Genomic DNA, 26,784 nt, shown 5'->3' with positions numbered 1-26,784 from the left:
TTGGGCCTAAAGAAATTGGCCCAAGAAAATGAGGCCGGGACATAACAAGGCGGGCCGCAGGAAAAGCGACATGATTGTTTTTGATCTGAAATGTTCATACGGACATGGTTTTGAAGGCTGGTTTCGAAGCCATGATGATTTCTCCAGTCAGTTGGAAAGCGGGATTCTGGCATGTCCCGATTGCGGCTCCACATCCCTTAGCAAAGCCTTTTCCGCGCCCCATCTCAGCAAAAGCGGCGCAAAAGACGATCCGGCCCAAAATAATGCAAGCCCCGCATCCAGAGGTCTTAGCGCCCGGATACATGCCCCGGCCATGGCCTTTGACGACGAAGAACGGTCGGTGTTCAAGGCGGGGGATCTGCCCGAACATGTGCGCGCCAGCCTTGATCGCACCATGGGCCGCATCCGCAAACATGTGGAAACCACCTGCGATTATGTGGGCGACCAATTCGCCGAGGAAGCCCGCCGCATCCATTATGGCGAAGCGGAACTGCGCGGAATTTACGGCGAAGCAAGCCTTGAAGAAACCGAAGACCTGATCGATGAAGGCATCGACGTGCTGCCCCTGTCCGGCGTGCGCGACAAGCCCGATGCCTGATAGGCCACGTCTTTAAACCGGGGTTGCTGCGCCGATATAATTGACGCTGGTATCGTGCGACAAATGCCAGCAATCCCCCAAAACATCGTAAGACAATCCGGAAATTTTCCCCACATAAAAGCCTGCACTTTCCAAGGCTTGCGTAAATTCTATGGGGGTGACGAACTTTTTCCAGTCATGGGTGCCGCGCGGCACCCAGCCCAGCACATATTCCGCCGCCATGATCCCCAGCGCAAAAGATTTTGCGGTGCGGTTCAATGTAGAAAAGATCAGCAAGCCATCATCTTTGACAAGACGGCGGGCCGCCGCCAGAAACAATGCCGGATCGGCCACATGCTCGATCACTTCCAGCGCCAGAACCACATCGAATTGATTGTCTTCTTCCGCCAGTTGTTCGGCTGTGGCCTGCCGATACTGAATGGGCAGCCCCATGGCCTTGGCATGTTCCCGAGCGATAGAAACGGTTTCGTCGGACACATCCAGTCCGGTCAGATTACCCCCCAAGCGGCTTAATGGCTCGCAAATAAGACCGCCCCCGCATCCCAAATCCACCATATTAAGGTCTTTGAAGGGTCGCAATGATGCGCCATCGGTTTTTTTGTGCCGCATGATCGCGGTACGGATAAAATCAAGACGGGCAGGATTGAGCTTGTGCAAAGGCCGGAAAGGGCCATTCGCATCCCACCAATGTTCGGCGGTCTGTGCAAAACGATAGGCCTCGTCGGCATCAATGGTGGCGCTTTTCGAGAGTGGTTTATAAGGAGCAGTCATGGCGCACGACCTTGCTTAATGTTTCGGACTTCTTGCGAGAGAACGTCGTTACCCTTATGAATACGCCACTTCCATCTAGGACGGATGCGGCACTTGCCTCGCGTTTCGTAATCTGTCGGTCAGTTGCAAGGACCATTCTATGGCGCGTATTGTCAAGAAGTTCGGTGGCACCTCGGTTGCCGATATCGATCGCATCCGGGCGTCGGCTGCCTTTGTGAAACGAGCCGTTGATGAAGGCCACGAAGTGGCTGTGGTTGTTTCGGCCATGTCGGGAACCACCAATCAATTGGTTAACTGGTGTCAGGAAGCCTCTGCGCTTCATGATGCACGAGAATATGATACGGTGGTCGCCGCCGGTGAGCAAATCACCGTCGGTTTGATGTCGATCGTGCTACAAAGCATGGGCATACAGGCCCGGTCGTGGCTGGGCTGGCAAATTCCGGTCAAAACCAGTGATGTACATGGGGCGGCACGGATCGAGTCTATCGACACTTCGGACATGGTTCGCCGCATGGGCGAAGGTCAGGTGGCTGTGGTGGCCGGTTTTCAGGGCATTGGGTCCGATAACCGCATCACCACCCTTGGGCGCGGTGGCTCTGATACATCGGCTGTGGCTTTGGCCGCAGCCATGGGGGCGGACCGGTGCGATATCTATACGGATGTGGACGGCGTTTATACGACAGATCCACGCATTGTATCCCGGGCGCGCAAGCTTGGCCGCGTTACCTATGAAGAAATGCTGGAAATGGCTTCATTGGGCGCAAAGGTCTTGCAAACCCGCTCGGTGGCCATGGCCATGACCCACGGAGTGCGCGTGCAGGTGCTCTCCAGCTTTGATGACGTACCCGGCACGCTCGTCGTGAATGAGGATGAAATTGTGGAAAAAGAACTTGTCACAGGCCTTGCCTATTCCCGGTCCGATTCGGTTGTCACCGTCTATGGCTTGCCCGACCGCCCCGGCACTGTGGCCGATCTGTTCAGCCCGCTGGCAGAAGCCGATATCATCGTTGATATGATCGTCCAAAGTCAGGCCCCCCATAATAACGAAGCGGAAGTCACTTTTTCCGTTCCCGTTGCCGATCTGGCCCGCGCCAAAGACGTTCTGGAGGCCAATCGCGAGCGCATCGGTTATCGTTCCATCGATACCAATGCCGATGTGGTGAAATTGTCAGTGGTGGGAATTGGAATGCGCAGCCATGCCGGTGTGGCCAATACCATGTTCCGCACTCTGGCGGATAAAGGGATCAATATCCGGGCGATTTCCACATCGGAAATCAAGGTCAGCGCCTTGATCGATTCCGAATATACCGAGCTTGCCTTGCGGGCATTGCACACAGCCTATGGGCTGGATGCGGATCAAGGTAGCGCCGCATGAAAGACGCAATGATGACGCCGCAAGAACCGGATATCACAATGCCCCAGACCCAAAGCGGGGCCGAGCGCCTGCACGCATTGATGGCGCGGGGAAATGCCTTTTTGGGGGTGGAGTGCGCCATCATGGGTGGTGCCATGACATGGTTGTCCGAACGCACCCTGGTATCGGCCATTTCCAATGCCGGCGGCTTTGGCGTGATTGCTTGCGGCGCCATGAGCCCCGAACTTTTGTTGCAAGAAATCCGTGCCACCAAAGCCCTGACCGACAAGCCCTTCGGGGTCAATCTCATCACCATGCATCATCAGTTGAAAGAACTGGTGGATGTCTGCATCGAGGAAAAGATGAGCCATGTGGTTTTGGCGGGTGGATTGCCGCCGGGATGGGCCATCAGCGCCTTGAAAGACGCTGGTATAAAATCCATCTGCTTTGCTCCGACCGCCTCTTTGGGGAAAAAACTGGTGCGCTCCGGCGTCGATGCTTTGGTGGTGGAAGGCTCGGAAGCCGGTGGCCATATTGGCCCCGTATCCACCAGCATTCTAGCGCAAGAAATTCTGCCCGAAATCCGTGATGTGCCGGTCTTTATCGCCGGCGGCATCGGGCGTGGGGAAGCGCTGGGGGCTTATCTGGAAATGGGGGCCTCTGGCGTGCAGCTTGGCACCCGCTTTGTCTGTGCAACGGAATCCACCGCCCATCCAAAGTTCAAAAAGGCATTTTTGCGTGCCTCGGCCCGCGATGCCATAACATCGGTGCAACTGGATGCGCGTTTTCCGGTGATCCCGGTGCGGGCTTTGAAAAACGAAGGGGCAAAACGCTTCATGGAGGCGCAGCGCGAGATGATCGCCCGCGTTGATCGCGGCGAACTGGAGATCAAAGACGCACAATTGGAAATCGAGAAATTCTGGGCCGGCGCATTGCGACGCGCCGTTGTCGAGGGCGATGTGGAGCATGGATCGGTCATGGCCGGGCAAAGTGTGGGCCTTGTCAAAACAGAAGAGCCGGTGTCCGAAATTCTTGCCCAATTGCTTCGTCAGGCCACATGTTATCTTGAAAGGATGGCACCGGACGGATGCGACGAGATGGACGCAGCACGCTGAAACGGAAAAGGCCTTCAAGGAACAGGGCTTTGTGATGGGAACGGAACCACATATGTTACAGAAATGGACCGGATGTGACTGATTTGGCCAGTCGCCCAAGGCTATTGCTGCGCCGCTTGCATCAGGTCATGGCCGGACCGGGCAGCGCACAAGAACGGCTCGACAAGCTGACAACGGTCATCGCCCAGAACATGGTGGCCGAGGTCTGCTCCGTCTATCTTGTTCGCGCCGGTGAAATCCTTGAACTGTTTGCCACCGAAGGCCTGAAGAAAGAAGCGGTCCACCGCACCCGTCTGCGCTTTGGCGAAGGGCTGGTGGGGCTAGTGGCGCAGCGGGTTTTACCGCTTAATGTGCAGGAAGCCTCCACCCATCCGCGCTATGCCTATCGGCCGGAAACGGGGGAGGAAAACTATCATTCCTTCCTTGGGGTGCCGATCGTTCGTCACACCAAAGTCACCGGCGTTTTGGTTGTCCAGAATGTCAAACCCCGTGAATATTCCGCCGAAGAAGAAGAAGCGCTGCTCACGGTCGCCATGGTTTTGGCCGAATTGGTGGGATCGGGCGAATTGGTAGACCCCGCTGAAATTGCCAATGGCTTGAACCAATCCGGTCTGCCGCTCACCATCCAAGGTCAGAAAATGGCCGATGGCATCGCCATGGGGAGCGCTGTTTTCCATGAAGGCCGCGTTGAAGTCACCCATTTTGTGGCCGAAGATGTGGAGGTGGAAAAGGCCCGTCTGATTGATGCCTTTGAAACCATGCGCCAACAGATCGACCGCATGATTGCCTCACCGGAAATCGGCACAGCGGGCGAACATCGGGAAATTCTCGAAACCTTCAAGATGTTTGCCTATGACCGGGGCTGGCAGAAACGGATTTTTGAATCCGTTGATGCGGGCCTGACGGCAGAAGCGGCTGTGGAGCGGGTGCAACAGCAAAATCGCCGCCGGATGGCCTCCAGCACGGATCCCTATCTGCGCGAACGCCTGTCTGATCTGGATGATCTGACCAATCGTTTGCTGCGCACCCTTGCCGGACGCATGGATGGGCAGGATCTGCATGAGCCGTCGATCATTCTTGCCCGCACCATGGGGCCGGCGGAACTGCTGGATTATGACCGCACAAATCTGGCCGGGATCATTTTGGAAGAAGGCAGTTCCACCAGCCATGTGGCCATTTTGGCGCGGGCCATGGGGATTCCTTTGATCGGCCGCTGCCGCGATATTTCCGACCATGTGCAAGCGGGGGATCGGCTGATTCTTGATGGCGATGGGGCGCAGGTTCTGGTGCGCCCCAGCGACGAGATTTGCGAAACCTATAGCGAAAGCATTGCCTTCCAGCATGAACAGGCGGCCCAGTTCCGCGCCGAACGGAACTTGCCATCCATCACCCGCGACGGGGTGCGCATCCAATTGTTCATCAATGCGGGACTGCAAGCGGATATGGCTCATCTGGATGCCTTGGGCGCGGATGGCGTGGGGCTGTTCCGCACGGAATTCCAGTTCATGGTCAGCGCCACCCTGCCCCGGCTGGAAGCCCAGCAGGAATTTTATAAAAACGTTCTGGATGTGGCGCAGGGTCGTCCGGTGGTGTTTCGCACGCTGGATATTGGCGGCGATAAAGCGGTGCCGTTTCTCCCCCGCGAAGATGAAGAAAATCCGGCCATGGGCTGGCGCGCCATCCGCATCGCTTTGGAGCGTCCGGTGCTGCTGCGCTATCAGTTGCGGGCCTTGATGGCGGCAGCGGCGGGGCGCACCCTATCGATCATGTTCCCGATGATCGCCGATATGTCGGAGTTCAAAGCCGCCCGCAATATCGCCTTGAAAGAATTTGCCCGCTTCGAGCGGCTGGACATAGAAAGACCCGCCAAGCTGGAAATCGGGACCATGTTGGAGGTGCCATCCTTGGCATGGCAATTGGACCCGCTGTTGAAGCTGGTGGATTTCGTCTCCATCGGAACCAATGATCTGATGCAGTTCTTTTTTGCCAGCGACCGGTCCAATCCCCGTTTGACAGACCGCTACGACCTGTTGTCGCCACCGGCCTTGAGCTTCATCCGGATGGTGGTCAAAGCCTGTGATCGCGCTGGCGTGCCGGTTACATTATGCGGTGAAATGGCCGGGCGGCCCTTGGAAGCCATGGCACTGATCGGCCTTGGCTTGAGGCGTTTGTCCATTTCCCCCATGACAGTGGGGCCGGTACGCCGAATGATTCGTTCGTTGAACGTGAAACAGTTGGAAGATTACATTTTGGATATGATCGACTTAGAAGATCACTCTTTACGTGTAAAATTGCGAGATTATGCCCGCGACCACCTTATAGAATTATAATAATACGTGCCCGCATCTTTCAAAAGCGTCAGATTTTTACAGAAAAACGACTCTATCGTTTAATCTTTCATTGACCTGTGTCCTATATGCTACGCTATCTTAAAGATTAGAAGGGGACCCGCCGCAATCTACCAAATGCCATGTCTGGCATTTTTAGACTTGGGGGAACGGTGGGTTTAAAAGCTGACGGCCAGGCGCTTTCACCCGCTTTGTTGTCTGCGACAAAAAACGGCAAAAAGCCGAATGCTCAAGATGAGCCGGGAAGAAGAAAATGACGGATGCCACGCTCTCTGTTTCTGTTCTGTTGAAAGAGGCTCGACTACAAAAAGGCCGCGCCCTCAACGACATCGCAACCGAGCTTAAAATCAAAAGCCGTTATCTCGAGGCCCTTGAAGCGGGCACTTACGAAGATTTGCCGCCGCCTGCATTCAGTGCAGGCTTCGTGCGGTCATATGCAACGCTTTTGGGCCTGGATGGTTGTGCGCTGGCACGGGAATTTCGCTGTGAAATGGGCGAAGACTGCGAAAAAGCCGGATTGAACTTTCCCGAACCCGTGGCGGAATCGCGCATCCCCGGCCGGGTGGTTCTGGTTTCCGGGGCCTGCGCCATGCTCGCCATTTATTTCGGCTGGATTGCCGATTTCGGCACACCCTCTTTCGCTGAATCAGCCGTAGAGCCGGTTCCGGCGCATCTCGCTGCCCTTGGGGCACAGCAAACGGGATCGATCAGCGATGCCCTACCCGCAGATCAGGCACCAAAAAGCCAGCCCGCCATGGTTCGTGAAACGGCCCCATCCTCATCACAGCGGAGCAACCCGTCTGCACGCACAGCCTTGATGGCCGCTTTGCCCCGCTCCCTTGATAAAACGCCCGACCCGAAATTCATAACCACGGCTACGAGCGGTTTTGACACCGCCTCCCGCCCCCAAAGCGAGCCTGAAAGCACCAAAACACAAGCCGGCAATGCCTCTATGAACGCGACTTTGGAAAAAGCAGCGCATACAGACTCGGTGGCACAGACAGAGTCTCGCTTGGTTTTACAGGCCATGGGCGATGCGTGGCTGTATATTGTTGATGCCATGGACCGCGAAGTGTGGAACGGCGTTTTACGTCGCGGAGAACGCTGGACACCGCCGTCCGGTGCAACGGGCCTGCGGCTGATGACCAGCAATGCCGGGGCGTTGCGTATTCTGGTTGATGGAAAAGAGATCAAACCTCTTGGAAAATCTGGCGATGTGGTGCGCGATATATCGCTCAATCCCGACCGTTTGAAAAAGCGTGAAAAGCTGGCCATGCGTTAAAACGCCAGACGGCCTTGCGTTCAAGGCCAAGTTAGACCATTTTCACCCTGCCGCATGACCTTGGATCTTTGCAGCAGGGTTTCTTTATGCTTTAGGTCTGGTCAAAACCGACAGGCTCCTGCAAAGCGCCCCAGTCATTGCTTCAGCAAGCAATAAACGCTTTCAAGCGAAAAGAGGATTTCCATGAGCGTCCGCCCGTACCGAGACATTCACCGTCGTGTCAGCCGTCAGATCATGGTGGGGGATGTGCCCATCGGTGGGGATGCGCCGATCACGGTTCAGACCATGACCAACACGCTGACCCATGATGTGTCGGGCACGCTGGACCAGATCCGCCGCGCCGAAGAGGCGGGCGTGGATATTGTGCGGGTTTCTTGCCCCGACAAAGAATCGACGGCGGCCCTTAAGACCATCGTGCGTGAAGCCAATGTGCCCATCGTTGCCGACATCCATTTCCATTATAAACGGGCTTTGGAAGCGGCGGATGCGGGGGCGGCCTGCCTGCGGATCAATCCCGGAAATATCGGCTCCAGCGATCGGGTCCGGGATGTGGTGCGCGCCGCAAAAGACAATGGATGCGCCATTCGCATCGGCGTCAATGCGGGCAGTCTGGAAAAAGATCTGTTGGAAAAATATGGCGAGCCATGCCCCGATGCCATGGTGGAAAGCGCTCTCGACCATATCCGGATTTTGGAAGACAACGATTTTTTCAACACCAAGATTTCGTGCAAGGCATCGGACGTGTTTTTGGCCGTTGCCGCCTATCAGGGATTGGCAGAGGCTTGCGATTATCCGCTGCATCTGGGCATCACCGAAGCCGGTGGTTTGCGCGACGGCACCGTGAAATCATCGGTAGGCCTTGGCATGTTGCTATGGTCGGGCATTGGCGACACCATCCGCGTCTCTTTGTCGGCCCAGCCGGAAGAAGAAGTGAAGGTGGGCTTTTCCATCCTCAAATCCTTGGGCTTGCGCCATCGCGGTGTGCGTATCGTATCTTGCCCATCTTGCGCGCGGCAGGGCTTTCAGGTGATCAAAACCGTCGAGATTTTAGAACAGCGCCTTTCCCATATCGCCACGCCTTTGTCCTTGTCGATCATTGGCTGCGTGGTCAATGGCCCCGGCGAAGCCCGCGAAACCGACATCGGCCTGACCGGCGGCGGCAATGGCAAGCACATGGTTTATCTGTCTGGCGTGACCGATCATCATGTGGCCGATGACAGGATGGTTGACCACATTGTGGGGCTGGTAGAGCAAAAAGCTGCGGAGATCGAAGCGGCCAAGGCGGCACAAGACGCCAAGAAAGACTCTCCCACCGAAGCCGCAGAATAACATCTATGTGCAGCGCCTGAAAACCAGTCTGCACCGCTGACCCGGATCGATATGGTATTATGAGCAAATTACAGCCCGTTCGCGGCACCCGCGATATTTTCGGCCCCGATGCCCGACGCTTTTCCCATGTGGTGAAGGTTTATCAAAAAATAGCGCTGGCTTATGGCTTTGAAGAAATCAGCACGCCGATTTTTGAATTCACCGATGTGTTCAAACGCACATTGGGGGAAACGTCCGATGTGGTGACCAAGGAAATGTATAGCTTCGCCGATCGTTCAGGCGAGATGCTCACCTTGCGGCCCGAATATACCGCTGGTATTGCGCGGGCATGGATGTCGGGCGGTTTGGCGCAATATGGGGTGATGAAGCTGTACGCCCATGGCCCGATGTTCCGCTATGAGCGTCCGCAAAAAGGCCGCTATCGCCAGTTCCACCAACTGGACGCCGAGATTATCGGGGCCGCCGAACCCGCTGCCGACATCGAGCTGTTGGCGCTGGCTTGGCAGCTTTTGTGCGATCTGGGCATTTCCGATGAGATCACGCTGCATCTCAACAGCTTAGGCGATAGCGAAAGCCGCGCCGCATACCGCACGGCATTGGTCGATTATTTCTCGGACCATGAAGCCAAACTGTCGGACGACAGCCGCACGCGCCTTCATAAAAATCCCATGCGTATTCTGGATTCCAAAGATCCCGGCGATCGCGCCTTATTGGGCGATGCGCCGCGCATTTCCGACTATCTCAATGATCTTTCCAAAGATTTTTTCGGCGCCGTGTGCGAAGGCGTGGCCGCTTTGGACATCCCTTACACCCATGATGAACGGCTGGTGCGGGGGCTGGATTATTATTCCCACACCGCCTTTGAATTCATCACCCAGGCCTTGGGATCGCAAGGCACGGTGCTGGGCGGCGGGCGCTATGATGGTCTGATAGAACTGATGGGCGGCCCGTCAACACCGGGCGTTGGCTGGGCAGCCGGGATCGAGCGATTGGCCATGATGCTTGAAAACACCCCCGACGTGCCGCGCGCTGTTACCATGATTCCCATGGGTGAAGAAGCACAGATGCGCGCCCTGCCTTTGGTGCGGGATTTACGCGCCGCAGGAATCCGTACGCTGATGGATTATAAAGGCAATATGAAAAAGCGCCTCAACCGTGCCTCCAAAGGCCAGGCCCGCTTTGCGGTGCTTTTGGGCGAGGATGAACTGGCGAAATCCATCGCCACAGTGCGCGATCTGGATAGCGGCGAACAAACCGAAGTGGCCCTGGATGCTTTGGTCGCCCATTTTCAATCGGGGCATTAGCGGACAGGAACAAAGGCGCGCATCCTATTCCCAAACAGCCCTTTGGAACGTCCATGATCCACCGTGAAAAACTTGTGGCTTTATTTGATCGCCACGCCGAACTGCAACATCAGATGAACAATCCCGCCGATCTCCACACATCGGATTTTGCGCGGATATCCAAAGAATTTTCCGATTTGGAACCGGTGGTGGCCTGTGCCCGCCGGATGGAAGAAGCAGAACAGGAAAAAACCGATCTTCTGGAAATGCTGGAAGGCGACGATCCGGACATGCGGGCCTTGGCTGCCGAAGAATTAAAGGCGGTGAAGGGGCGCCTTGCGTCTTTGGAAAAAGAGCTGCAACTGCTTTTGCTGCCCAAAGACAGCGCCGATGATCTGCCCGCCATTCTTGAAATCCGTGCCGGAACCGGTGGCGAGGAAGCGGCCCTGTTCGCGGGGGATTTATACCGCATGTATCAGCGCTATGCCGATCATATGGGCTGGCGCATGGAGATGATTTCGGCCAGCAGTTCGGACACCGGCGGTTTCAAGGAAGTGATCGCCACCATTGCCGGCAAAGGGGTATTTGCGCATCTGAAATTTGAATCCGGCGTGCACCGGGTCCAACGGGTGCCGGTCACCGAATCCGGTGGCCGTATTCACACCTCGGCAGCAACGGTGGCCGTACTGCCCGAACCAACGGACGTTGATATTAAAATCGACGACAAGGATATACGCATCGATGTGTTTCGCGCCTCGGGTCCGGGCGGGCAATCGGTCAACACCACCGACAGCGCCGTACGCATCACCCATCTCCCCACCGGCGTGGTGGTAAGCCAACAAGATGAAAAATCCCAGCACAAGAACCGCGAAAAGGCCATGAAAGTGCTCCGCGCCCGTCTTTATGAGCATGAGCGGGAAAAGGTTGCCCGCGAACGGGCCGATGCGCGAAAGCTGCAAGTGGGATCGGGGGATCGCTCCGAACGCATCCGCACCTATAATTTCCCGCAAGGCCGGGTCACCGACCACCGCATCAATCTGAGCCTGCACAAGCTGGACCAGATCATGGCCGGGGCAGGATTGAGCGAAGTGATCGATGCCCTGATGGCCGAAGATCAGGCCGAGCGGTTATTGGCTATGGAAAGCGCCTTTTGAGCCTGTGGCACACACATGGATGACACCGGCAAAGAACGCGTCATCACCGGACAGCATGGAACGGTGAAAAGCCGAAAATAGGCAGAATATGCTGATTTATGAAGCAATACAGCACGGACGCAAATGCTTGGCCGCAGCAAATGTGGCCAGCCCTTTGCTGGATGCACAGGTGCTGTTGGGCCATTGCCTGGACCTTGACCGCATGGCCCTTTTGCTTAAACGCGATCATCATGTGCCAAATGAACCATGGCGCCTTTATTGCCAGTTGATAGACCGGCGTGCCAATTTTGAACCGGTGGCCTATCTTGTGGGCAACCGGGAGTTTTGCGGCCTTGATTTTCAATTAAGCCCGGCAACGCTGATCCCCCGCCCCGATAGCGAAACGCTGGTTGAAGCCGTGCTGGCGGCCATAGCCGATCACGAAGCCCCCTTGCGCGTGCTGGATCTGGGCACCGGCAGTGGCTGCTTGCTGTTAAGCCTTTTGGCCGTGCTTCCCAAGGCCACCGGTGTGGGGCTGGATATCAGTGAAGATGCGCTTTCAATGGCCAAAACCAATGCAAAACGCCTTGATCTGGAAAACCGCGCATCCTTCAAACAGAGTGAATGGACCGCCGCTTTGGACCCGAAGGCCGCACCTTTTGACGTGGTTCTAAGCAATCCCCCCTATATCTCCCATGATGATCTGGCGCAGTTGATGCCTGATGTGCGCTGCTATGAACCCATGGGGGCTTTGGATGGTGGGCCGGATGGACTGGATGCCTACCGCGCCATCATCGAACAAATCCCGCCCTTTTTGTCGGCGGATGGATTGCTGGCCTTTGAACTGGGTGCCGGACAGGCCCCTATGGTCGGGACGCTTTTACAAACGGCCTTTGGGCAGCCCCCATCCATCCATAAAGATTTGGCCGGGCATGATCGGGTGGTTCTATTCCGTAAGGCCCTCCGTTCATAAAAGAGACGGAAAAATGCCAAAATAACTTGGAAAGTGCCTTCGGACCGTTTAGTGTCACTCCAACAAGGCACGGTGTGAGGCGGTCTTACGCTGCCACCGGGTCCCCCAAAGATAAAAATTTGTGCTGAATAAGCAGCAGTATGGCTGGAAAGCTTTTCTGCGGGGTGGGGTGCCGTGACCGGAAACAGCAAATATTGGTAGCTTTTCTATGAATAAACCTCAAAGCCCGCGCAGGCCGCGCGGTCGTGGCCCGAAACGCAGCAAGAACAATAGCGGCGGCGGCGGAAACCGTGGTGATAACAGGGCAAGGGGCAATCCGAAGCAGGCGCTGGAAAAATACAAATTGATGGCACGCGATGCCATGCAATCCGGCGACCGTGTTCTGGCGGAATATTATTATCAACATGCCGATCATTATCAGCGCGTGGTGAATGAACGCTATGGCGTCAGCACGGTTGCGGATGATGACTATGACGAGGATGAAGACGATACGGCAGAAGAGACGCCCCGCGTCCAGCCGCAACAACAGTCTCAACCTCAGCCGCGTCGTGCCCATCGGTCACGGAGCCAACGTGCCGAAGAGGCTGCACAAGGCAATAAAGCCTCCCAGCAAACGGCGGAACCAGCTTCTGCAAGCCAGCAGACAGTGACATCCGAGCCAACAGCGGCCCCCGATGCTGCACAAGAAACTGTGCTGGCACCTGCTGTAAAAGAAACCGGCCCCGAAACCGCCGTTGAAGACAGTGCGAAAGCGCCCACCAGATTGCGCCGTGCGCCGCGCCGCCGGGTCGCCGCTACAGACACTGCCAGCGCACCTCAAGACAATGGGGCACAAGACAAGAATGTGGCCGCCGGCCATTCCGCAGACGGCACTGCGGAACTAGTTGAAAAGCCCAAACCGCGCCGACGCCGCAAAGTGGTGGAAGATACCGCAGAGCCAACGGCAACGGCAACGGCCACAACAGACTGATAAAAAACGGGGACATGATGTCCCCGTTTTTTATGGCCCTATCTGCATAAGATAAAATGCCCCTGCCGCACGCTCATACACCAACCCTTCCCGATTTGATCCGGGAAAGGAGAGCCGGCTTGTTGCCCGTAATAGCCTGTTATCAAGGCTGTTCTTTCAAGGCATAAACAAGCAAGATCGTGCGTTGCAGCGGGGAGAAATTATCGTCCGATATCATATAGACAAGATCCCCGCCTTCGGGATTTTTCCGCACGGCCAAACCTTCCATATTGTCCACCGTAAGCGGCGGGACAAGGCGCGCCAATTCCTCGCCCACAAGGGTTGCGCCGGGCACAATATCCTCTGCAGAAAAGCGGACAAGCAGGGCCGCAACACCCGTGAGCGGCGTAAAGCGCCGCATCAGCACAAGAATATCGCCATCGGGCATCTGTGCCGCATCGGTGGGGACAAAATCCCCCGGCGCATCAAAAAACAAAGACTGCGCCACCCCGTCTTTATAAAGCCACAGCTTCAACAAGCCACCCGATGTGCGTCCATGTTCCGAAAAGGCCAGCAGATCGCCTGACGCCATATGCACCATCGCTTCCAAGCCGCCATTGCGCGGGTGCTTCAGCATCTCTGCCGGTACATCCATATCCTTGCCATGCGCCGCGAATAAAGGAGCCGGATTTGAAAACAACTCCGCATTTTTGCCCCCTACAAGATCAAAGGCCAATATCCGGTCATTGCTTTCAAGGCCCACCAATGCACGGCCATCCGCCAGCGTCAAAGATTCCGAATCACGCCATCCTGCCTTCAAGGGCTTGCCATCAGCGTTCAGCATCTGTGCCATGCGCGCCGCCGCAACCGACACCGGACGCCCTTGCTCCAGATCAAGCTGCGCCCAGAGCCAATGCCCCCGATCCGTCAATGCCAGAAAAGCCGACCCGTCTTCCTTGATCTCTATGGAAGACAATCCGCCAAAATCTTTATCTTTACTAGTTAGTTCCAGAGCCGTAACGAATTCCAATGCTCCCAATTTCGCTGCGGCATCCGGTTGGGCAGGACTATGCATGGCAATGCGCTTGGCGGTTATGGTCAGCTCATGGCCCTTATCTGGCGACATGGCTAGCGCTATGTCTTGCGCCCCGCCATTCCAAGCAAGGCCCATCAGGCCGATCCCCAAAACCAGCAGGCCAGAGACTGTTTTTTGCATCATCTTGATTTTCCTCTGCCTCATCATTTCCAAAGCCGGCATATAGCGACCAAAAGCACGGCAAAATGGATGGTTTCTTTCAAAGCCACAAACGCTTTAAGCCGCCAACAACAAGAAACGGCAATCAAGGCTGGTATGCGGATCAACACTGTCTTATGCAAGCAGCCATGAACGAGAACAAGTCACTCAGCCCCTTCAACCGCTCTCTTGTAAAGATGCGCCGCGCCCGGGCGGCACAGAACATGCCACAAGCCGGGTTTTTGCACCAGGAAGTGGCCGCGCGTCTTTTGGAACGGTTGGACGATATCAACCGAAGCTTCGACACCGCCTTTGCCTTGGGCTGGGATGCGGCAGAGCACCCCTTGCCCGCGGAACATGCCTTTTATGCTGATCTGGCCGCCAACCGCGCCCAAGCCATGCCCGGCCCGGCGGTGGCCTGCGATGAAGAAGTCCTGCCCATCGCCGAAAACAGCCTGTCGCTGCTTCTCAGCAATCTGTCGCTTCACTGGGTAAACGACCTGCCCGGCACGCTGATCCAGATCAACCGCGCCTTAAAGCCCGATGGGTTTTTTCTGGCAGCAATGCTGGGCGGTGAAACCTTATCGGATTTGCGCCGTGCCTTGCTGGATGCGGAATTGGCGATCTGTGGCGGGGTACGGCCGCGCCTATCCCCCATGGCAGAGGTCCGCGATCTGGGGGGGCTGTTGCAACGGGCCGGATTTGCCATGCCGGTGGCCGATGCGGAAACCATCCCCGTCAGCTATGCAGACCCTTTGGCCCTGATGCGCGATCTGCGCGCCATGGGTGAAACCAATGCGGTGCATGACCGGCAAAAAACCATGTGGCGGCGTGATGTGTTGCTGGAAGCCTGCCGCCTTTATTGCGACAGACACAGCAATGCGGAAGGCCGTATCCTCGCGCATTTTCAGGTGCTGTTTCTCACCGGCTGGGCGCCCGGCCCCAATCAGCCCCGCCCCAAGCAACCGGGCAGCGCCAAAGCGCGGCTGGCCGATGCCTTGGGAACGAAGGAAATGCAGGTCAAGGGAAGCCGTCGCCCCGATTGACAGAAAGCCGAAACACATCGGGGCGGCCATAATGGCCCGCCACATCCAGATCGAATTTGCCCCGTGCAAGATCGCGACGGTCCAGTTCGGCCACCAAAACCGTTTCTTTCCCATAAACCGGCCCCGAAAGGCATGTCCCCAGCGGCGAAATGATAACGGACCCGCCCTTTATGAGGGGTGTCTCAGGGTCATTTCCCTCCCGGCAATCCAAATCCGCAGGCAGATCGGACCGTTCCAAATATTGGCACGCAGATAACACAAAGCAGCGGCCTTCCAAGGCGATATGGCGCATGCTGGCCTGCCACTCCTCCCTGTCATCCACCGTTGGCGCGCAATAAAGCGTCACCCCTTGGGCATAAAGATGGCTGCGATAAAGCGGCATATAATTTTCCCAGCAAATGGCCGTGCCGATCTGCCCCAAAGGCGTTTCAACCACATCCATTGTACTGCCATCGCCAAAGCCCCAAACCAACCGTTCAAGGGCTGTGGGCATAAGCTTTCTATGCTTTGCCAAAAGCGTGCCATCCGGCCCGATGATCAAGGCCGTGCAATAAAGCGTGCCGCCATCCCGTTCGATCACCCCCACCACCAGATAAATGCCGTGATCCACCGCGATGCTTGCCAGATGCTCCATCTGCGGGCCGGGGATGGAGATGGCGGCGTCAAAATATCGCTGGAACTGGTCGCGCCCTTCCATCGACCGCGAGCCAAGCCGTGCACCAAAATCAATGCCCTTGGGATAACTGCCAATAAAGGCTTCGGGAAAAACCACGAGAGACGCTTTTTGCCTTGCCGCATCCGCGGTCAGATCCGCCAATTTCTCAAGGCTTTTCCCTGTCTCAAAGCCACAAGAGCCCGCTTGCACCACCGCGGCCAATAGGCTTGTATCCTGTTGCACCATCCAGCCTGATCCTTTTCTTGCACGGCCTGATATCTTGGCCATAACCGCATTTCATTTTAAAGCATGTTGGAAATAGAAACGCTCTGCTAAGATTTCTTCACCATACTAACCGACAATAGAATAAAATATCGGGCCACGGATGATGGAAAAAAACAAGGGACGGCTGAAAGCGCGCTTTATTCTGGCCGGATTGTGTGTGGCACTGTCCGCCTGCGGCGGTGGCTCATCCACAACGCGCCCTCCTGTGGCCCCTCCGCCACCACCACCGGCTCCGCCGCCCCCTCCGCCGCCAGAAAATTTCAACACACAGGAATTCCGGCGGTCCGATGGCCTTTCCAATATCAACGCCATCGCTGCATTTGACGCAGGCGGCACCGGTGCGGGTATCATTGTCGGTACCATCGATACGGGCATTGATCTGGAACATCCCGAACTGATCAACAATATCTCAGCCGATAGCATCGATATCGTCGCCAATCGCGACAACCGGACAGTGGATGATCCGGACGGGCACGGCACATTGGTTGCGGGCATTATTGCTGCCGAACGTAATGATGTGGGCACCATGGGCGTGGCTTTTGAATCGACCATTCTGGCGGTGCGCGCCGATGATCCCGGTTCATGCGACTCTGAAGACGATTGCAGTTTTTTCGATGACGACATAGCGGCAGGCATCCGCCATGCAGCCCGAAATGGCGCACGTGTGATCAATATTTCTTTGGGCGGCGAGGGATTTGGCCCCGATATTTTGCAAGCGGTGCGCGAAGCGGCAGCCCAAGATGTTCTGATCATCATATCGGCGGGAAATGATGGCGAAGTGGACCCTTCGGGTTTTGCCTTCCTCGCCGACGATCCCTTTGCCCGCGAACATGTGCTGGTGGTGGGAGCCACCGATTCATCGGACCAACTGGCAGATTTTTCCAATCGCGCCGGGCAATTGGCCGATGTCTTCCTTGTCGCCCCCGGTGACGGCATTTTGGCTCCCTTCCCGCAAGATCAATGCGACCCCGGCCCCGGCACATGCCTTGCGCGGGCATCCGGCACGTCTTTTGCGGCCCCCCATGTTTCTGGTGCTGCAGCCCTTCTGGCACAAATGTTTCCCAATCTTTCCGGGTTGGAGATCGGCCAAATTCTACGTGAAACAGCCCGCGATCTGGGCGCACCCGGCGTTGATGCGGAATTCGGCTTTGGCCTGCTGGATCTGGCCGCCGCCATCCAGCCCGTTGGCACCACATCTGTCCCCACAGATCCGGAGGCAAAACGCACGCAAGCCGCCGATGATACCGGCATTGCCAGTTCTGCCGCTTTTGGCGATGCCTTTGCCGCTTCAAAAGCGCTGGACGGCATTTTGATGATCGACAAATTCCGCCGTAGTTTCCGCATTGACGGTGCCAAAACCATCGACCGCGCCCCGGCGGCTTTGGCGTTGCAATCTCTTGTCAATCGGCCCCGCCAGATCGCCGGACGCGATGTGGCTTTGGGAGCGGACACCCGCTTTTCCTTTTCCGCCTATGACGATCAGTTCGCCGAAGCGCGCGCCAATCTCAGTTCGCACGCCGCGGCCATAGAAAACACGCCCCGGCCCATCGCTTATCTATCGGGCCGTATCGACGAAAAAAGCAGCGCCGCCTTGGCCTATGGCTTTTCCCCGGCCCGCTTGCTCAATCGTGGCGACGCCCCGGACCCGGCAGATGATTTTGCCTTGTCGGCGCGGATCGACACGCCATTTTTTGCCTTTTCCGATAAAACCGAAACGCTGGCCATCGACCGGCGTCTGTCGCGCCATGTGACGTTGGATGTGGCATTGGCCCGCGCCCATGAAGAAGGCGACACACGGCAAGCCTTTGCGCCTGACCGCACAAGCCTTGATACCCGCACCGCCATTGCTCAGCTGGGCATTGAACTGGGAGCCACGCGCTTGCGCTTCCAAGCCGGCAATCAAACGGAAGATGGAGCCTTTCTCGGCACCCGCACCAGCGGGGCCTTTGCCTTGGGTGAAGGCGCCCGCAGCACTTTTGTGGCTCTGGATGCGGTGATCCCCTTTGGATCGGGCATTGAAGGCTTTGGCCGCTATCTCACCGGCACCACCAGCCTGTCGGGGGCCACCTCCTCGCTGGTTTCCGGGATCGGACGGCTTCGCACGGAAAGTTTCGCTTTTGGCCTGCGCGGACGCGATATATTGACCGCCCGTGACCGGATGGGATTTGCAGTGATTCAGCCCTTGCGGGTCAGTGGCGGATCGGCAAGCTTGCGGGTTCCGGTTGACCGCGACTTCGATGCCGATATTTTCCTGTTCGAGGACCGGACTCTGTCCCTTTCGCCCAGTGGGCGCGAAATTGATCTGGAGATGTCTTATGGCCTTATGCTCAACGCCCATACGCACATCGAAACCAGCCTTGTGCAACAATTTGAAGCGGGGCATGTGGCCGATGGCGGCACCATTACATCCTTGCTTGTGCGCTTGCGCTCGCGTTTTTAAAGCCAGATCATGGGCATGGGGCGGGCTTCTTGCTTCATCCTTGCTCATATCCGCTTGCGTGGCCCCACCCCAACAGGTCCGGCAATCAGACAGCGCCGCACCGGCCAATCTGCCACAAGGGGCCCAGCCCATGGGGAACGGGGTTTATGCCGTTCCCATCGAAGCTGTGGATGAAGATGGCTGCCAGCGCTACCGGCTGTGGGCGGCAGACCGCATGGTGATCCAGGCCATTCATTATCGCAAAGCCGATGGCAGCTTCAGCATGAACAAAAACGAGGCCGCCTGTATGGCAGCCCCGAAATCCCGTTAAACTCTGACAAAATTACTGGATGATTTTCCAGTCGCCATCGGGCTGTCGACACGCCGTGCCATAACCGGTTTGCGCTTCACCACCCACATAGATGGTCTGGGTATATTCCCGGCAATAACGCTCATCCTCTCCCTGATAAGCGGGCTTTGGCTCTACCCAGCCGCGGTTACCACTATCGGGATTATACCATTCGGTACGGGTACCGGATGGCGCCGTTTCAAAGGCCTGTTGTTGCGCCTGCGCTATGGCAATGCGGTCGGCCCGGTCCAGATCCTTGCCCACCTGATTGCCAATGGCCGCACCGGCCACAGCCCCCAAGGCCGCGCCCACCTTGCCGCTATCACCACGGCCACCGATTTCGGAGCCAATCAGACCGCCAGCAATGCCGCCAACAACCGTGCCCCAAAATTCCTTTTCGCCATTCCCTTGATTGCTACATGCCGCAAGGCCGGCAAAAAGCAGGGCTGCCCCCGTCGTTTTGAGCAAGCGTGACATGCTGAGCTTGATCCTGTCCACGGTCATATTCGCCTCCAACCGGTTTCGCACAATATCTGTTATCCTATCCCAAAAAGCGTGAACTGCGAATGAACCACCCAAGGATGGTCATCATTTAGGTTTCTACAGCAGGAAGAACAAGCCCGGCCCGCACGCCCCCCAGCATCTGGGAGCGGCTCAAGCGCACATGACCGCCGCTCATATCCGCAATATCGCGCACGATCCCAAGCCCCAAACCGCTGCCCGGCACGGCCTCGTCCAAACGGTTTCCACGTTCAAACACCGCTTCCGCTTCCCCATCGGTGATCCCCGGCCCGTCATCTTCCACGCTAATCTCCAGCATCGGGCGGGCCGTGTTTTTCAAGCGCTCGGCCTTCACGATAACGGTGGTGGCGGCCCATTTGCAGGCATTGTCCAATAGATTGCCCACCATTTCGGATAAATCCTGACGGTCCACACGGCACGCAAGGCCCGGCGGCAGTTCTGCCTTGATGGTCAATGCCCGGCTTGCATAAATTTTCTGCATGGCGCGCACCAGTTCCGCCACCGGTTCATCCAGTGCCATTGCCGCGCCCACACCGCCACCACCCGCGGCCCGCGCCCGCTTCAAATGCTGGTCTATATGCTGGCGCATATTAGCTGCTTGGGCACGGGCCACATCCGCCAACCGCCCGTCTTGCGTTTTTGCTTCATTGGTCAGCACCGATAACGGCGTTTTCAGCGCATGGGCCAAATTGCCCACATGCGTGCGCGCCCGCTCCACCACCCGTTCATTCTGGGCGATAAGCGCATTCATTTCTTCCACAAGGGGCTGGATTTCAGACGGGAACCGGCCCTCCAGCCTTTGGGCCCGACCGGACCGGATGCGCGACAAGCCTGTACGCACCGCTTTCAAGGGCCGCAAACCAATCCATACCTGCGCCACAACCGCCAACAACAGGCCCAGCCCCAAAAAGCCGAGGGACCGCAAGATCAGCATATCGAATCTGTCGATATCCGTCCGGATCTGTTGAGTATCGCCCGCCACCATATAACGATAAACCGCCTCGTCATCAGGCAGCACCACATCGCGCACCATGATCCGCAAAACCTGCCCGGACGGCCCTTGGGTTTCATATACCCTTTGGGAAAAAGCCGGTTCTTCCCATTGCGGATCAAGGGCCTGATCCCATAAGGAACGGGACCGGAAATGCGGCATATCTTCGGTGGAAACCTGCCAGTAAAGCCCGGAATAAGGATCGGAATAGCGTTGGTCCGCCATGGGGCGGGTGAAGCGCAAAAGCCCGTCTTCCACCTCGCTTACGCCGATCATATGTTCAAGGGCCAGGCTCAAACGATGATCGAAATCCGCCACCACATAATCACGAAAGGCTCCCGCCAGAATAAAGCCGCCAAGGGCCAATGCCCCCGCAAGCCAAAGGCTGGCACTCAAGAGCAGCCGAACTGTCAGGGATCGTGTCAAACGCCCCACCAATGGTCCCTTTCAGCGCTTATCTGCCCCGTCTTCGGGATCAAGGCGATAGCCAAGCCCCCGTACGGTGTGAATCAGATCGATCCCCAGTTTTTTGCGAATCCGGTTTACGAACACCTCGATGGTGTTGGAATCCCGATCAAAATCCTGATCGTAAATATGCTCTGTCAGCTCGGTCCGCGACACCACCTCGCCCTGATGGTGCATCAAATAGGAAAACAGCTTGAATTCCAACGCCGTCAGCCGCACCGGCTCGCCCGAAACCCACACCCGCGCATTCCGGGTATCAAGGGTAACAGGGCCACATACCAGCTCCGAGCTGGCATGGCCCGCCGCCCGGCGAATAAGCGCCCGCAACCGTGCCAAGACCTCTGCCAGTTCAAATGGCTTGGTGACATAATCATCGGCCCCCGCATCCAATCCGGCGACCTTTTCGCTCCAACTGTCGCGGGCGGTCAGAATAAGCACCGGCATGGAACGCCCGTCTTCGCGCCATTTCCGCAAAACCGAAATGCCATCCATCACCGGCAAGCCCAGATCCAGCACCACCGCATCATAAGGCTCTGTATCGCCTAGAAAATGTGCATCCTCGCCGTCGCTTGCATGGTCCACCGCATAGCCCGAATCCTTTAAGGACGCCACCATCTGGGCGGCCAGATCCACATCATCTTCTGCAATCAAGACCCGCATCAGCGCTTTCCTTTCACCGACAAAACCCGCCCCGTATGGGCATCCACCGTAACCGAAGCCACCTTGCCCCCGTCTTGCAAGATCTTGATCCGGTACACCCAGCGATCCCGTCCGGCCCGTTGCAGATCCTGCCCCACCACACGCCCCGGCACGGCCCTTTGGGCGCTGCGGACGATTTCGGAATAGCTTTTGATCTTGCCTTCAAGCATTTCCTCGCGGGCGCTATCTTGCTCCGACTGCGCCAGAACAGGCCGGTGCTGCGATCCGGCAAACACCGGCGACGATAAAACCGCAGTGCCCAGAACACCCATCACAAAAAAGCCCGCAATGACGTTAAAACCTCGCATGGGTTTGATCCCTTCCCCCGATAAATATGCGGTTTCCCGTGAACACCATATGAACCATTCCCCATAGAGCCCTGTCCGCGCTATGCTTGGCATGCAAGCCACTAGGAATCAGGGAAAATAATCATGCGCACTCTTCTTGTACCCATGACCGACCCAAAAGGGCAGGACAGTGTTTTAAAAGTTGCGTTTTCACTTGTAAGAACTTTTTCCGCCCATCTGACCTGCCTTTTCATCCGGCCCGATCCGCGTGCCGCCATTCCCTTCATGGGAGAAGGCCTGACCGCCGATGCCATTCAAGACCTTGTGGATGCGTCAGACCGGGAAGGCAAAGCCCGTGCCGCCCGCACCTATGCCGTTTTTGAAGAAACCCGCAAAAAACAGGATATTCCGTTAGGCGATGGATTGGGTCCAGAAAAAACAGCCACCGTTGCATGGGAAGAATCGACGGGCTTTATCGCCGACCGTGTAGGACGGGCCGCACGCCTGGCCGATCTGACCGTGGTGCCGCAACCGATCGATCCCAATAGTGAAGATAGCGCCGATCTGTTGAACGAAGTGCTGTTTCGTTCGGGACGGCCTTTATTGCTGGCCCCGCCCAATCCCAGCGAAACCATCGGCAGCACCATCCTTGTGGCCTGGAATGGCCGGGCCGAATGTGCCCGCACCGTCGCCGCAGCCCTGCCCTTCTTGCACCGGGCCGAGCGCATTTTCCTGTTAACGGTAGGAGAGGAACATCCCGACCGGCCTTCTTTGGAAGGCTTGAACCTGTATCTGGCCCGCCAAGGCATAAGCGCGGACATTCTGCACCGTGAAAGTGACGACAAAAGCGTTGGCGAAACCATCCGGGACACGGCGGAAACTCTGGGCGCGGATCTGTTGGTGATGGGAGCCTTTTCCCATAGCCGCTGGCGTGAAATGATTATTGGCGGGGTCACGCGCCACGCCATTCATCACGCAAAGATCCCAGTGTTCATGAGCCACTGATGCCCACACCTCTTTTACGTGATTGGCATCATGCGGGCGCTTATTACGCCCATAAAGGCCATAAGATTTTTTATCGACGGGCGGGCAAAGGCGATCCTTTGCTGATCCTGCACGGCTTTCCAACCGCCAGTTGGGATTTTGCCCCCTTATGGGAGGATCTCACCGCCCGTTTTGATGTGATCGCCCCGGATATGATCGGCTACGGATTTTCCGCCAAGCCCAAACCTTATGGCTATTCGCTCTTCGATCAAGCGGATCTAGTGGAAGGATTGCTGGCTGATCTTGGGGTGGCCCGTCCGCATATTCTGGCCCATGATTTTGGCGATAGCGTTGCACAAGAACTGCTGGCCCGCCTGCATGAGCCGTCCCATGCCCTGGATCTGGCCTCTGTGTTCATGCTCAATGGCGGGATTTTCTATGATCGCATCACCCCGGTATTCACCCAACGCCTGTTGCGGTCGCCCTTTGGCCGCATCAGTCAGCATCTTATGACCCGACGGAGCTTTGGCTGGGCATTTGCCAAGATATTCGGCCCCAATACGCAACCCGACAAAAGCGCGTTGGACGATTTCTGGCATTTGATCACCTATAATGGCGGCAAGCGGGTGATGCACGACATCATCCAGTATTTAGGAGAACGGCAAAAATTTCAGGATCGCTGGACCATGGCCTTTGCCAAATCCCCCATTCCTTTGCGTTTTGTTTATGGGCCGCTTGATCCGGTTTCCGGCACAGCCATGGCCGAACGATTCGCCCAGATTGCCCATCCCGCTCAAACCTCCCCGGCCACCATCGCCCCCCATGTGGTGCGACTGGATGGCATAGGCCATTATCCGCAAATAGAGGCCCCAAAGGCCGTGCTGGCGGCATTTGATGCGTTTCAGGCTGGCCTCTCTTCCCATTCCATATCCTCACAATGATCCGGTTTCTAAGCGCGTTGTTGGGATGGATGGCGCTTTCCCATATGGCAAACGCACAAGAGATCACCCCTCTCGACCCCCTTGGTCCGGCCTTGGATATGCAGTTGGCCCGCATAGAAGACGGGCTGGTCTTGGTTGCCAAAGATGGCCGGCATTTTGTATTGGCGGGGCTATGGCCGCTTCGACGTAGCCATGAAGGCGGCGATATCACTGAAGACGGATTGGCGCGCATGGCGAAACAACGGATCGAGCGCCATCTTGACCATAGGCTTCAGATCTATCCCATGGATCAAACCCCCGATCGCTATGGCCGTATCCGTGCGCATCTGGTGGCGGCAACAAAGGATGGAAAAGGGCTCTGGATCAATGCCATGCTGCTGCAACAAGGGCTGGCCCGCGCCTTTCCCCTCGATGATATCCCAATGCTGAATGATGCACTTTATGCTGCCGAAGCCACGGCCCGCGCCCAGAATATCGGCTTTTGGGCTTCGGCCCGAAATGCGCTTTATGCGGCAGGCGATGAAGCGGTGATGGCGCAAAAAGCAGGGGAATTTGCCATTGTCACAGGCCCCATCCGCTCTGCAACCAAGGTGGATGGCACCGTTTATCTCAATTTCGGGGACGATTGGCGCACAGATTTCACCATCCGGCTTTTATGGCCCATAAGGCGGACCCTCCCCAAAGGGCAGCGCGACCCTTCATGGTGGGCCCATAAAACCGTGGAAGTGCGCGGCGTTTTAGAAGATCTCAATGGTCCGTTGGTGACCCCGCTCGCGCCGGCGCAAATTCGGGTTCTCCCCGCATCGCCAACCCGACAGTCCGATCCGGCCCCTTAAAGGTATAAAAAATCCCCCGGCGCCGAAGCACTGCAGGGGATTCTCAATTCAAGATGCTTGCAAAAGCGGATCAGGCCGCGATCAAAACATTCTCGAGGCGTGTCAGGGCAGACTGCTCGTCGATTTCCTCAACGGCAGCAAGTTCACGCGCCAAACGGCCAAGCGCCGCTTCATAGATCTGGCGTTCGGAATAGGATTGTTCCGGCTGATCGGCACCACGATGCAAATCGCGCACAACTTCAGCAATGGAAACAATATCGCCGGAATTGATCTTAGCTTCATATTCCTGCGCCCGACGGCTCCACATGGTGCGCTTGATACGCGCCTTGCCCTTCAATGTGGTGAAGGCTTCTTGAATGGTTGCCGTATTGGAAAGCCGTCTCATCCCGACCGTTTCAGCTTTGTTGGTGGGAACGCGCAAGGTCATGCGCTCTTTTTCGAAACGAACAACATAGAGTTCGAGAGATGTGCCCGCGATCTCTTGGGCTTCGATTTCCGTCACACGACCAACGCCATGTTTTGGATAAACCACATAATCACCCGTGCTGAAATCAAGCATGTTTTTGTTTTTTGCCATGGCAGGTCTTGCAGCCCCTTTGCTGTTGGGCGGATGTTCAGCAAGCGATAACCCGGCACATATCCATCCGGTATCCGGTGGCCCAGATGGATTATATGCTTATTGCGATACGGGATGTGCGGGTGGTGTGCCTCGCTGCTGTCCAGATCCGCTGGCTTGATGACAATAAAAATCAATCAACGGACAAAACTGTAACACAACTGACAATTAAATGACAGGCATTTCGCATATGCGAAGCGCGCAAAGGCCCACATAGCGCCCATTTTCAGGTTGAACCAACCCAAAAAAGGGGCATTGCAGACGGCACTGCGGCAGAGTGTCACAGCGCTATGACAGGGCACATCCCTTGATCGGATGATCAAAAATACGGGAAAGACACCGTCCTTTATTCAAGGACGACACTCAATCGCCGTTGCCCGGCTCCGCAGAGAAGAACGTATCGAATTTGCCTTCTTGATCCTTGAACGCATCGGCATCCGCAGGCGGATCTTTCTTTTCCGTAATATTGGGCCATTTTTCCGAATAATCGGCATTCACTTCCAGCCATTTTTCAAGGCCGTCTTCCGTATCGGGCAAAATGGCTTCCGCCGGGCATTCAGGCTCGCACACGCCACAATCGATGCATTCATTGGGATTGATGACGAGCATATTCTCGCCTTCATAAAAGCAATCAACCGGGCAGACCTCAACGCAATCGGTGTACTTGCACTTGATGCAGGCTTCTGTGACGACGTAGGTCATGAAATTCCTCTCGGCGCGAAGCGGCTTGGTCGCCGCGTTGATTCGAAGGCGTTATGCCCAAGATTTTTCCCCAAGACAACCACTTTTCAAGGGAAAACCGGTTAAATCTATGGGGCGGTCAGTCTTCCCCACCCTCGGTAAGGCCCAATCGGGCAACAACTCTTTTGCGCGCATCCCCCCGGTCCCGATCGCTCACATATAGCAACCCGCCAACCCGGCGCAGAAGATTGGCTTCATAATCATGCAAGACCCCGTCTGCATAGGCCACTTCCCAAAGCATTTCGATCATCTCCACCCGCTCTTCATAGGAGCAGGCGTCTTTGATCTTGGCGGTAAAGCCAAGCAATTGTACGGAGCCATCACTATGGCCACGGGCTTCAGCGATCAGGCTTTCAATGTCGTCTTGGGAAAAATCGAACCGGTCATCAAGAACCTTCCGGATGGCAGCTTCTTCTTCCTCTCCCAGAACTCCATCCAGACTGGCTGCCTCCAAAAGCAGGGCAGCGGCGGCCACATGGCGATCCTCATGGGCGGCTTTGGCGGCGTCCTCCCCTCCCACACGATCAAAAAAAGCACGAATACGCGTCAACATAGAAATCTCCTGACTGTTTCTGGTCC

The 26,784-nt window shown here is 56.6% G+C and carries 26 protein-coding genes; 16 read left to right on the top strand and 10 right to left on the bottom strand.

Annotation, left to right across the window (positions count from 1 at the left end; all coding sequences use genetic code 11):
• Positions 1-70: 70 nt before the first annotated feature.
• Positions 71-598, top strand: coding sequence for a DUF1178 family protein (locus tag IEX96_RS04820; RefSeq protein WP_188873546.1), 528 nt, complete (start codon positions 71-73; stop codon positions 596-598).
• 12 nt (positions 599-610) lie between these two features.
• Here the strand turns inward: IEX96_RS04820 and ubiG are convergent, their stop codons facing one another.
• Positions 611-1,369, bottom strand: coding sequence for a bifunctional 2-polyprenyl-6-hydroxyphenol methylase/3-demethylubiquinol 3-O-methyltransferase UbiG (ubiG, locus tag IEX96_RS04815; RefSeq protein WP_188873545.1), 759 nt, complete (start codon positions 1,367-1,369; stop codon positions 611-613).
• Positions 1,370-1,508: 139 nt separating this feature from the next.
• Between ubiG and IEX96_RS04810 the strand changes: the two genes are divergently transcribed.
• The 9 genes from IEX96_RS04810 to IEX96_RS04770 all read left to right on the top strand — a co-directional run bounded on the left by IEX96_RS04810 (position 1,509) and on the right by IEX96_RS04770 (position 13,156).
• On the top strand, positions 1,509-2,744 hold the full coding sequence (locus IEX96_RS04810) for an aspartate kinase (protein WP_150004477.1): 1,236 nt from the start codon (positions 1,509-1,511) through the stop codon (positions 2,742-2,744).
• Positions 2,745-2,782: 38 nt separating this feature from the next.
• Positions 2,783-3,838, top strand: a complete 1,056-nt coding sequence (locus tag IEX96_RS04805; protein ID WP_188873564.1) for an NAD(P)H-dependent flavin oxidoreductase — start codon at positions 2,783-2,785, stop codon at positions 3,836-3,838.
• 74 nt (positions 3,839-3,912) lie between these two features.
• Positions 3,913-6,168, top strand: coding sequence for a phosphoenolpyruvate--protein phosphotransferase (ptsP, locus tag IEX96_RS04800; RefSeq protein ID WP_229773535.1), 2,256 nt, complete (start codon positions 3,913-3,915; stop codon positions 6,166-6,168).
• Positions 6,169-6,439: 271 nt separating this feature from the next.
• Positions 6,440-7,468, top strand: a complete 1,029-nt coding sequence (locus tag IEX96_RS04795; RefSeq protein WP_188873544.1) for a helix-turn-helix domain-containing protein — start codon at positions 6,440-6,442, stop codon at positions 7,466-7,468.
• A gap of 183 nt (positions 7,469-7,651) precedes the next feature.
• On the top strand, positions 7,652-8,797 hold the full coding sequence (gene ispG, locus IEX96_RS04790; protein ID WP_150004474.1) for a flavodoxin-dependent (E)-4-hydroxy-3-methylbut-2-enyl-diphosphate synthase: 1,146 nt from the start codon (positions 7,652-7,654) through the stop codon (positions 8,795-8,797).
• Between the two features lie 59 nt (positions 8,798-8,856).
• Positions 8,857-10,101 (top strand): histidine--tRNA ligase, encoded by a 1,245-nt coding sequence (hisS, locus tag IEX96_RS04785; protein ID WP_150004473.1) that lies wholly within the window; start codon positions 8,857-8,859, stop codon positions 10,099-10,101.
• A gap of 53 nt (positions 10,102-10,154) precedes the next feature.
• On the top strand, positions 10,155-11,234 hold the full coding sequence (gene prfA / locus IEX96_RS04780; RefSeq protein ID WP_150004472.1) for a peptide chain release factor 1: 1,080 nt from the start codon (positions 10,155-10,157) through the stop codon (positions 11,232-11,234).
• Between the two features lie 88 nt (positions 11,235-11,322).
• Complete coding sequence (gene prmC / locus IEX96_RS04775; protein WP_188873543.1) at positions 11,323-12,186, top strand: peptide chain release factor N(5)-glutamine methyltransferase; 864 nt, start codon at positions 11,323-11,325, stop codon at positions 12,184-12,186.
• Between the two features lie 208 nt (positions 12,187-12,394).
• Positions 12,395-13,156 carry a DUF4167 domain-containing protein gene (locus IEX96_RS04770; RefSeq protein ID WP_150004470.1) on the top strand — a complete coding sequence of 254 codons (762 nt, stop codon included), beginning with the start codon at positions 12,395-12,397 and terminating at the stop codon, positions 13,154-13,156.
• Between the two features lie 142 nt (positions 13,157-13,298).
• Here IEX96_RS04770 and IEX96_RS04765 read toward each other — a convergent pair whose 3' ends face one another.
• Positions 13,299-14,354 (bottom strand): esterase-like activity of phytase family protein, encoded by a 1,056-nt coding sequence (locus IEX96_RS04765; RefSeq protein WP_188873542.1) that lies wholly within the window; start codon positions 14,352-14,354, stop codon positions 13,299-13,301.
• A 164-nt stretch (positions 14,355-14,518) separates the two neighbouring features.
• Here IEX96_RS04765 and IEX96_RS04760 point away from each other — a divergent pair, with 164 nt between their 5' ends.
• Positions 14,519-15,415: a methyltransferase domain-containing protein gene (locus IEX96_RS04760; protein WP_150004468.1), complete on the top strand. Its 897-nt coding sequence runs from the start codon at positions 14,519-14,521 to the stop codon at positions 15,413-15,415.
• On the opposite strand, the gene IEX96_RS04755 is transcribed toward IEX96_RS04760, so the two are convergent.
• Entirely contained in the window at positions 15,390-16,316 is a 927-nt protein-coding gene (locus tag IEX96_RS04755; RefSeq protein WP_150004467.1) for a carbon-nitrogen hydrolase family protein, read from the bottom strand. The two genes, IEX96_RS04760 and IEX96_RS04755, sit on opposite strands and share 26 nt — an antisense overlap.
• Positions 16,317-16,455: 139 nt before the next feature.
• On the opposite strand from IEX96_RS04755, the gene IEX96_RS04750 reads away from it, so the two are divergent.
• Together IEX96_RS04750 and IEX96_RS04745 are read left to right on the top strand one after the other, a co-directional pair.
• A complete protein-coding gene (locus tag IEX96_RS04750) occupies positions 16,456-18,795 on the top strand; it encodes a S8 family peptidase (protein WP_150004466.1) in 2,340 nt (779 codons plus the stop codon).
• Positions 18,796-18,925: 130 nt separating this feature from the next.
• The gene (locus tag IEX96_RS04745) at positions 18,926-19,105 is read left to right on the top strand and encodes a hypothetical protein (RefSeq protein WP_150004465.1); all 180 of its coding nucleotides are present in this window, start codon (positions 18,926-18,928) and stop codon (positions 19,103-19,105) included.
• A 12-nt stretch (positions 19,106-19,117) separates the two neighbouring features.
• Here IEX96_RS04745 and IEX96_RS04740 read toward each other — a convergent pair whose 3' ends face one another.
• The 4 genes from IEX96_RS04740 to IEX96_RS04725 form a co-directional block, all read right to left on the bottom strand.
• A complete protein-coding gene (locus IEX96_RS04740; protein ID WP_150004528.1) occupies positions 19,118-19,600 on the bottom strand; it encodes an RT0821/Lpp0805 family surface protein in 483 nt (160 codons plus the stop codon).
• Between the two features lie 115 nt (positions 19,601-19,715).
• On the bottom strand, positions 19,716-21,071 hold the full coding sequence (locus tag IEX96_RS04735; protein ID WP_150004464.1) for a sensor histidine kinase: 1,356 nt from the start codon (positions 21,069-21,071) through the stop codon (positions 19,716-19,718).
• 12 nt (positions 21,072-21,083) lie between these two features.
• Positions 21,084-21,761, bottom strand: a complete 678-nt coding sequence (locus tag IEX96_RS04730; protein WP_150004463.1) for a response regulator transcription factor — start codon at positions 21,759-21,761, stop codon at positions 21,084-21,086.
• Positions 21,761-22,108 carry a PepSY domain-containing protein gene (locus IEX96_RS04725; protein WP_188873541.1) on the bottom strand — a complete coding sequence of 116 codons (348 nt, stop codon included), beginning with the start codon at positions 22,106-22,108 and terminating at the stop codon, positions 21,761-21,763. The genes IEX96_RS04730 and IEX96_RS04725 overlap by 1 nt, the downstream gene beginning before the upstream one ends.
• Before the next feature lie 123 nt (positions 22,109-22,231).
• On the opposite strand from IEX96_RS04725, the gene IEX96_RS04720 reads away from it, so the two are divergent.
• The 3 genes from IEX96_RS04720 to IEX96_RS04710 are packed head-to-tail and all read left to right on the top strand — an operon-like array spanning position 22,232 to position 24,848.
• The gene (locus IEX96_RS04720; protein WP_150004461.1) at positions 22,232-23,092 is read left to right on the top strand and encodes a universal stress protein; all 861 of its coding nucleotides are present in this window, start codon (positions 22,232-22,234) and stop codon (positions 23,090-23,092) included.
• Positions 23,092-24,012, top strand: coding sequence for an alpha/beta fold hydrolase (locus tag IEX96_RS04715; RefSeq protein ID WP_150004460.1), 921 nt, complete (start codon positions 23,092-23,094; stop codon positions 24,010-24,012). Before IEX96_RS04720 ends, IEX96_RS04715 begins: the two co-directional genes overlap by 1 nt.
• Positions 24,013-24,056: 44 nt before the next feature.
• Positions 24,057-24,848 carry a thermonuclease family protein gene (locus IEX96_RS04710; protein WP_188873540.1) on the top strand — a complete coding sequence of 264 codons (792 nt, stop codon included), beginning with the start codon at positions 24,057-24,059 and terminating at the stop codon, positions 24,846-24,848.
• Between the two features lie 70 nt (positions 24,849-24,918).
• On the opposite strand, the gene IEX96_RS04705 is transcribed toward IEX96_RS04710, so the two are convergent.
• From IEX96_RS04705 to IEX96_RS04695, 3 genes are all read right to left on the bottom strand, one after another.
• The gene (locus IEX96_RS04705) at positions 24,919-25,425 is read right to left on the bottom strand and encodes a CarD family transcriptional regulator (RefSeq protein ID WP_188873539.1); all 507 of its coding nucleotides are present in this window, start codon (positions 25,423-25,425) and stop codon (positions 24,919-24,921) included.
• A gap of 402 nt (positions 25,426-25,827) precedes the next feature.
• The gene (gene fdxA / locus IEX96_RS04700; protein WP_188873538.1) at positions 25,828-26,166 is read right to left on the bottom strand and encodes a ferredoxin FdxA; all 339 of its coding nucleotides are present in this window, start codon (positions 26,164-26,166) and stop codon (positions 25,828-25,830) included.
• A 118-nt stretch (positions 26,167-26,284) separates the two neighbouring features.
• The gene (locus IEX96_RS04695; RefSeq protein WP_150004457.1) at positions 26,285-26,758 is read right to left on the bottom strand and encodes a tellurite resistance TerB family protein; all 474 of its coding nucleotides are present in this window, start codon (positions 26,756-26,758) and stop codon (positions 26,285-26,287) included.
• Positions 26,759-26,784 lie beyond the last annotated feature (26 nt).

The sequence above is a fragment of the Iodidimonas muriae genome (assembly GCF_014647255.1).
GTDB classification, from domain to species: domain Bacteria; phylum Pseudomonadota; class Alphaproteobacteria; order Sphingomonadales; family Rhodothalassiaceae; genus Iodidimonas; species Iodidimonas muriae.
This window is presented reverse-complemented; position numbering and strand designations above follow the sequence as displayed.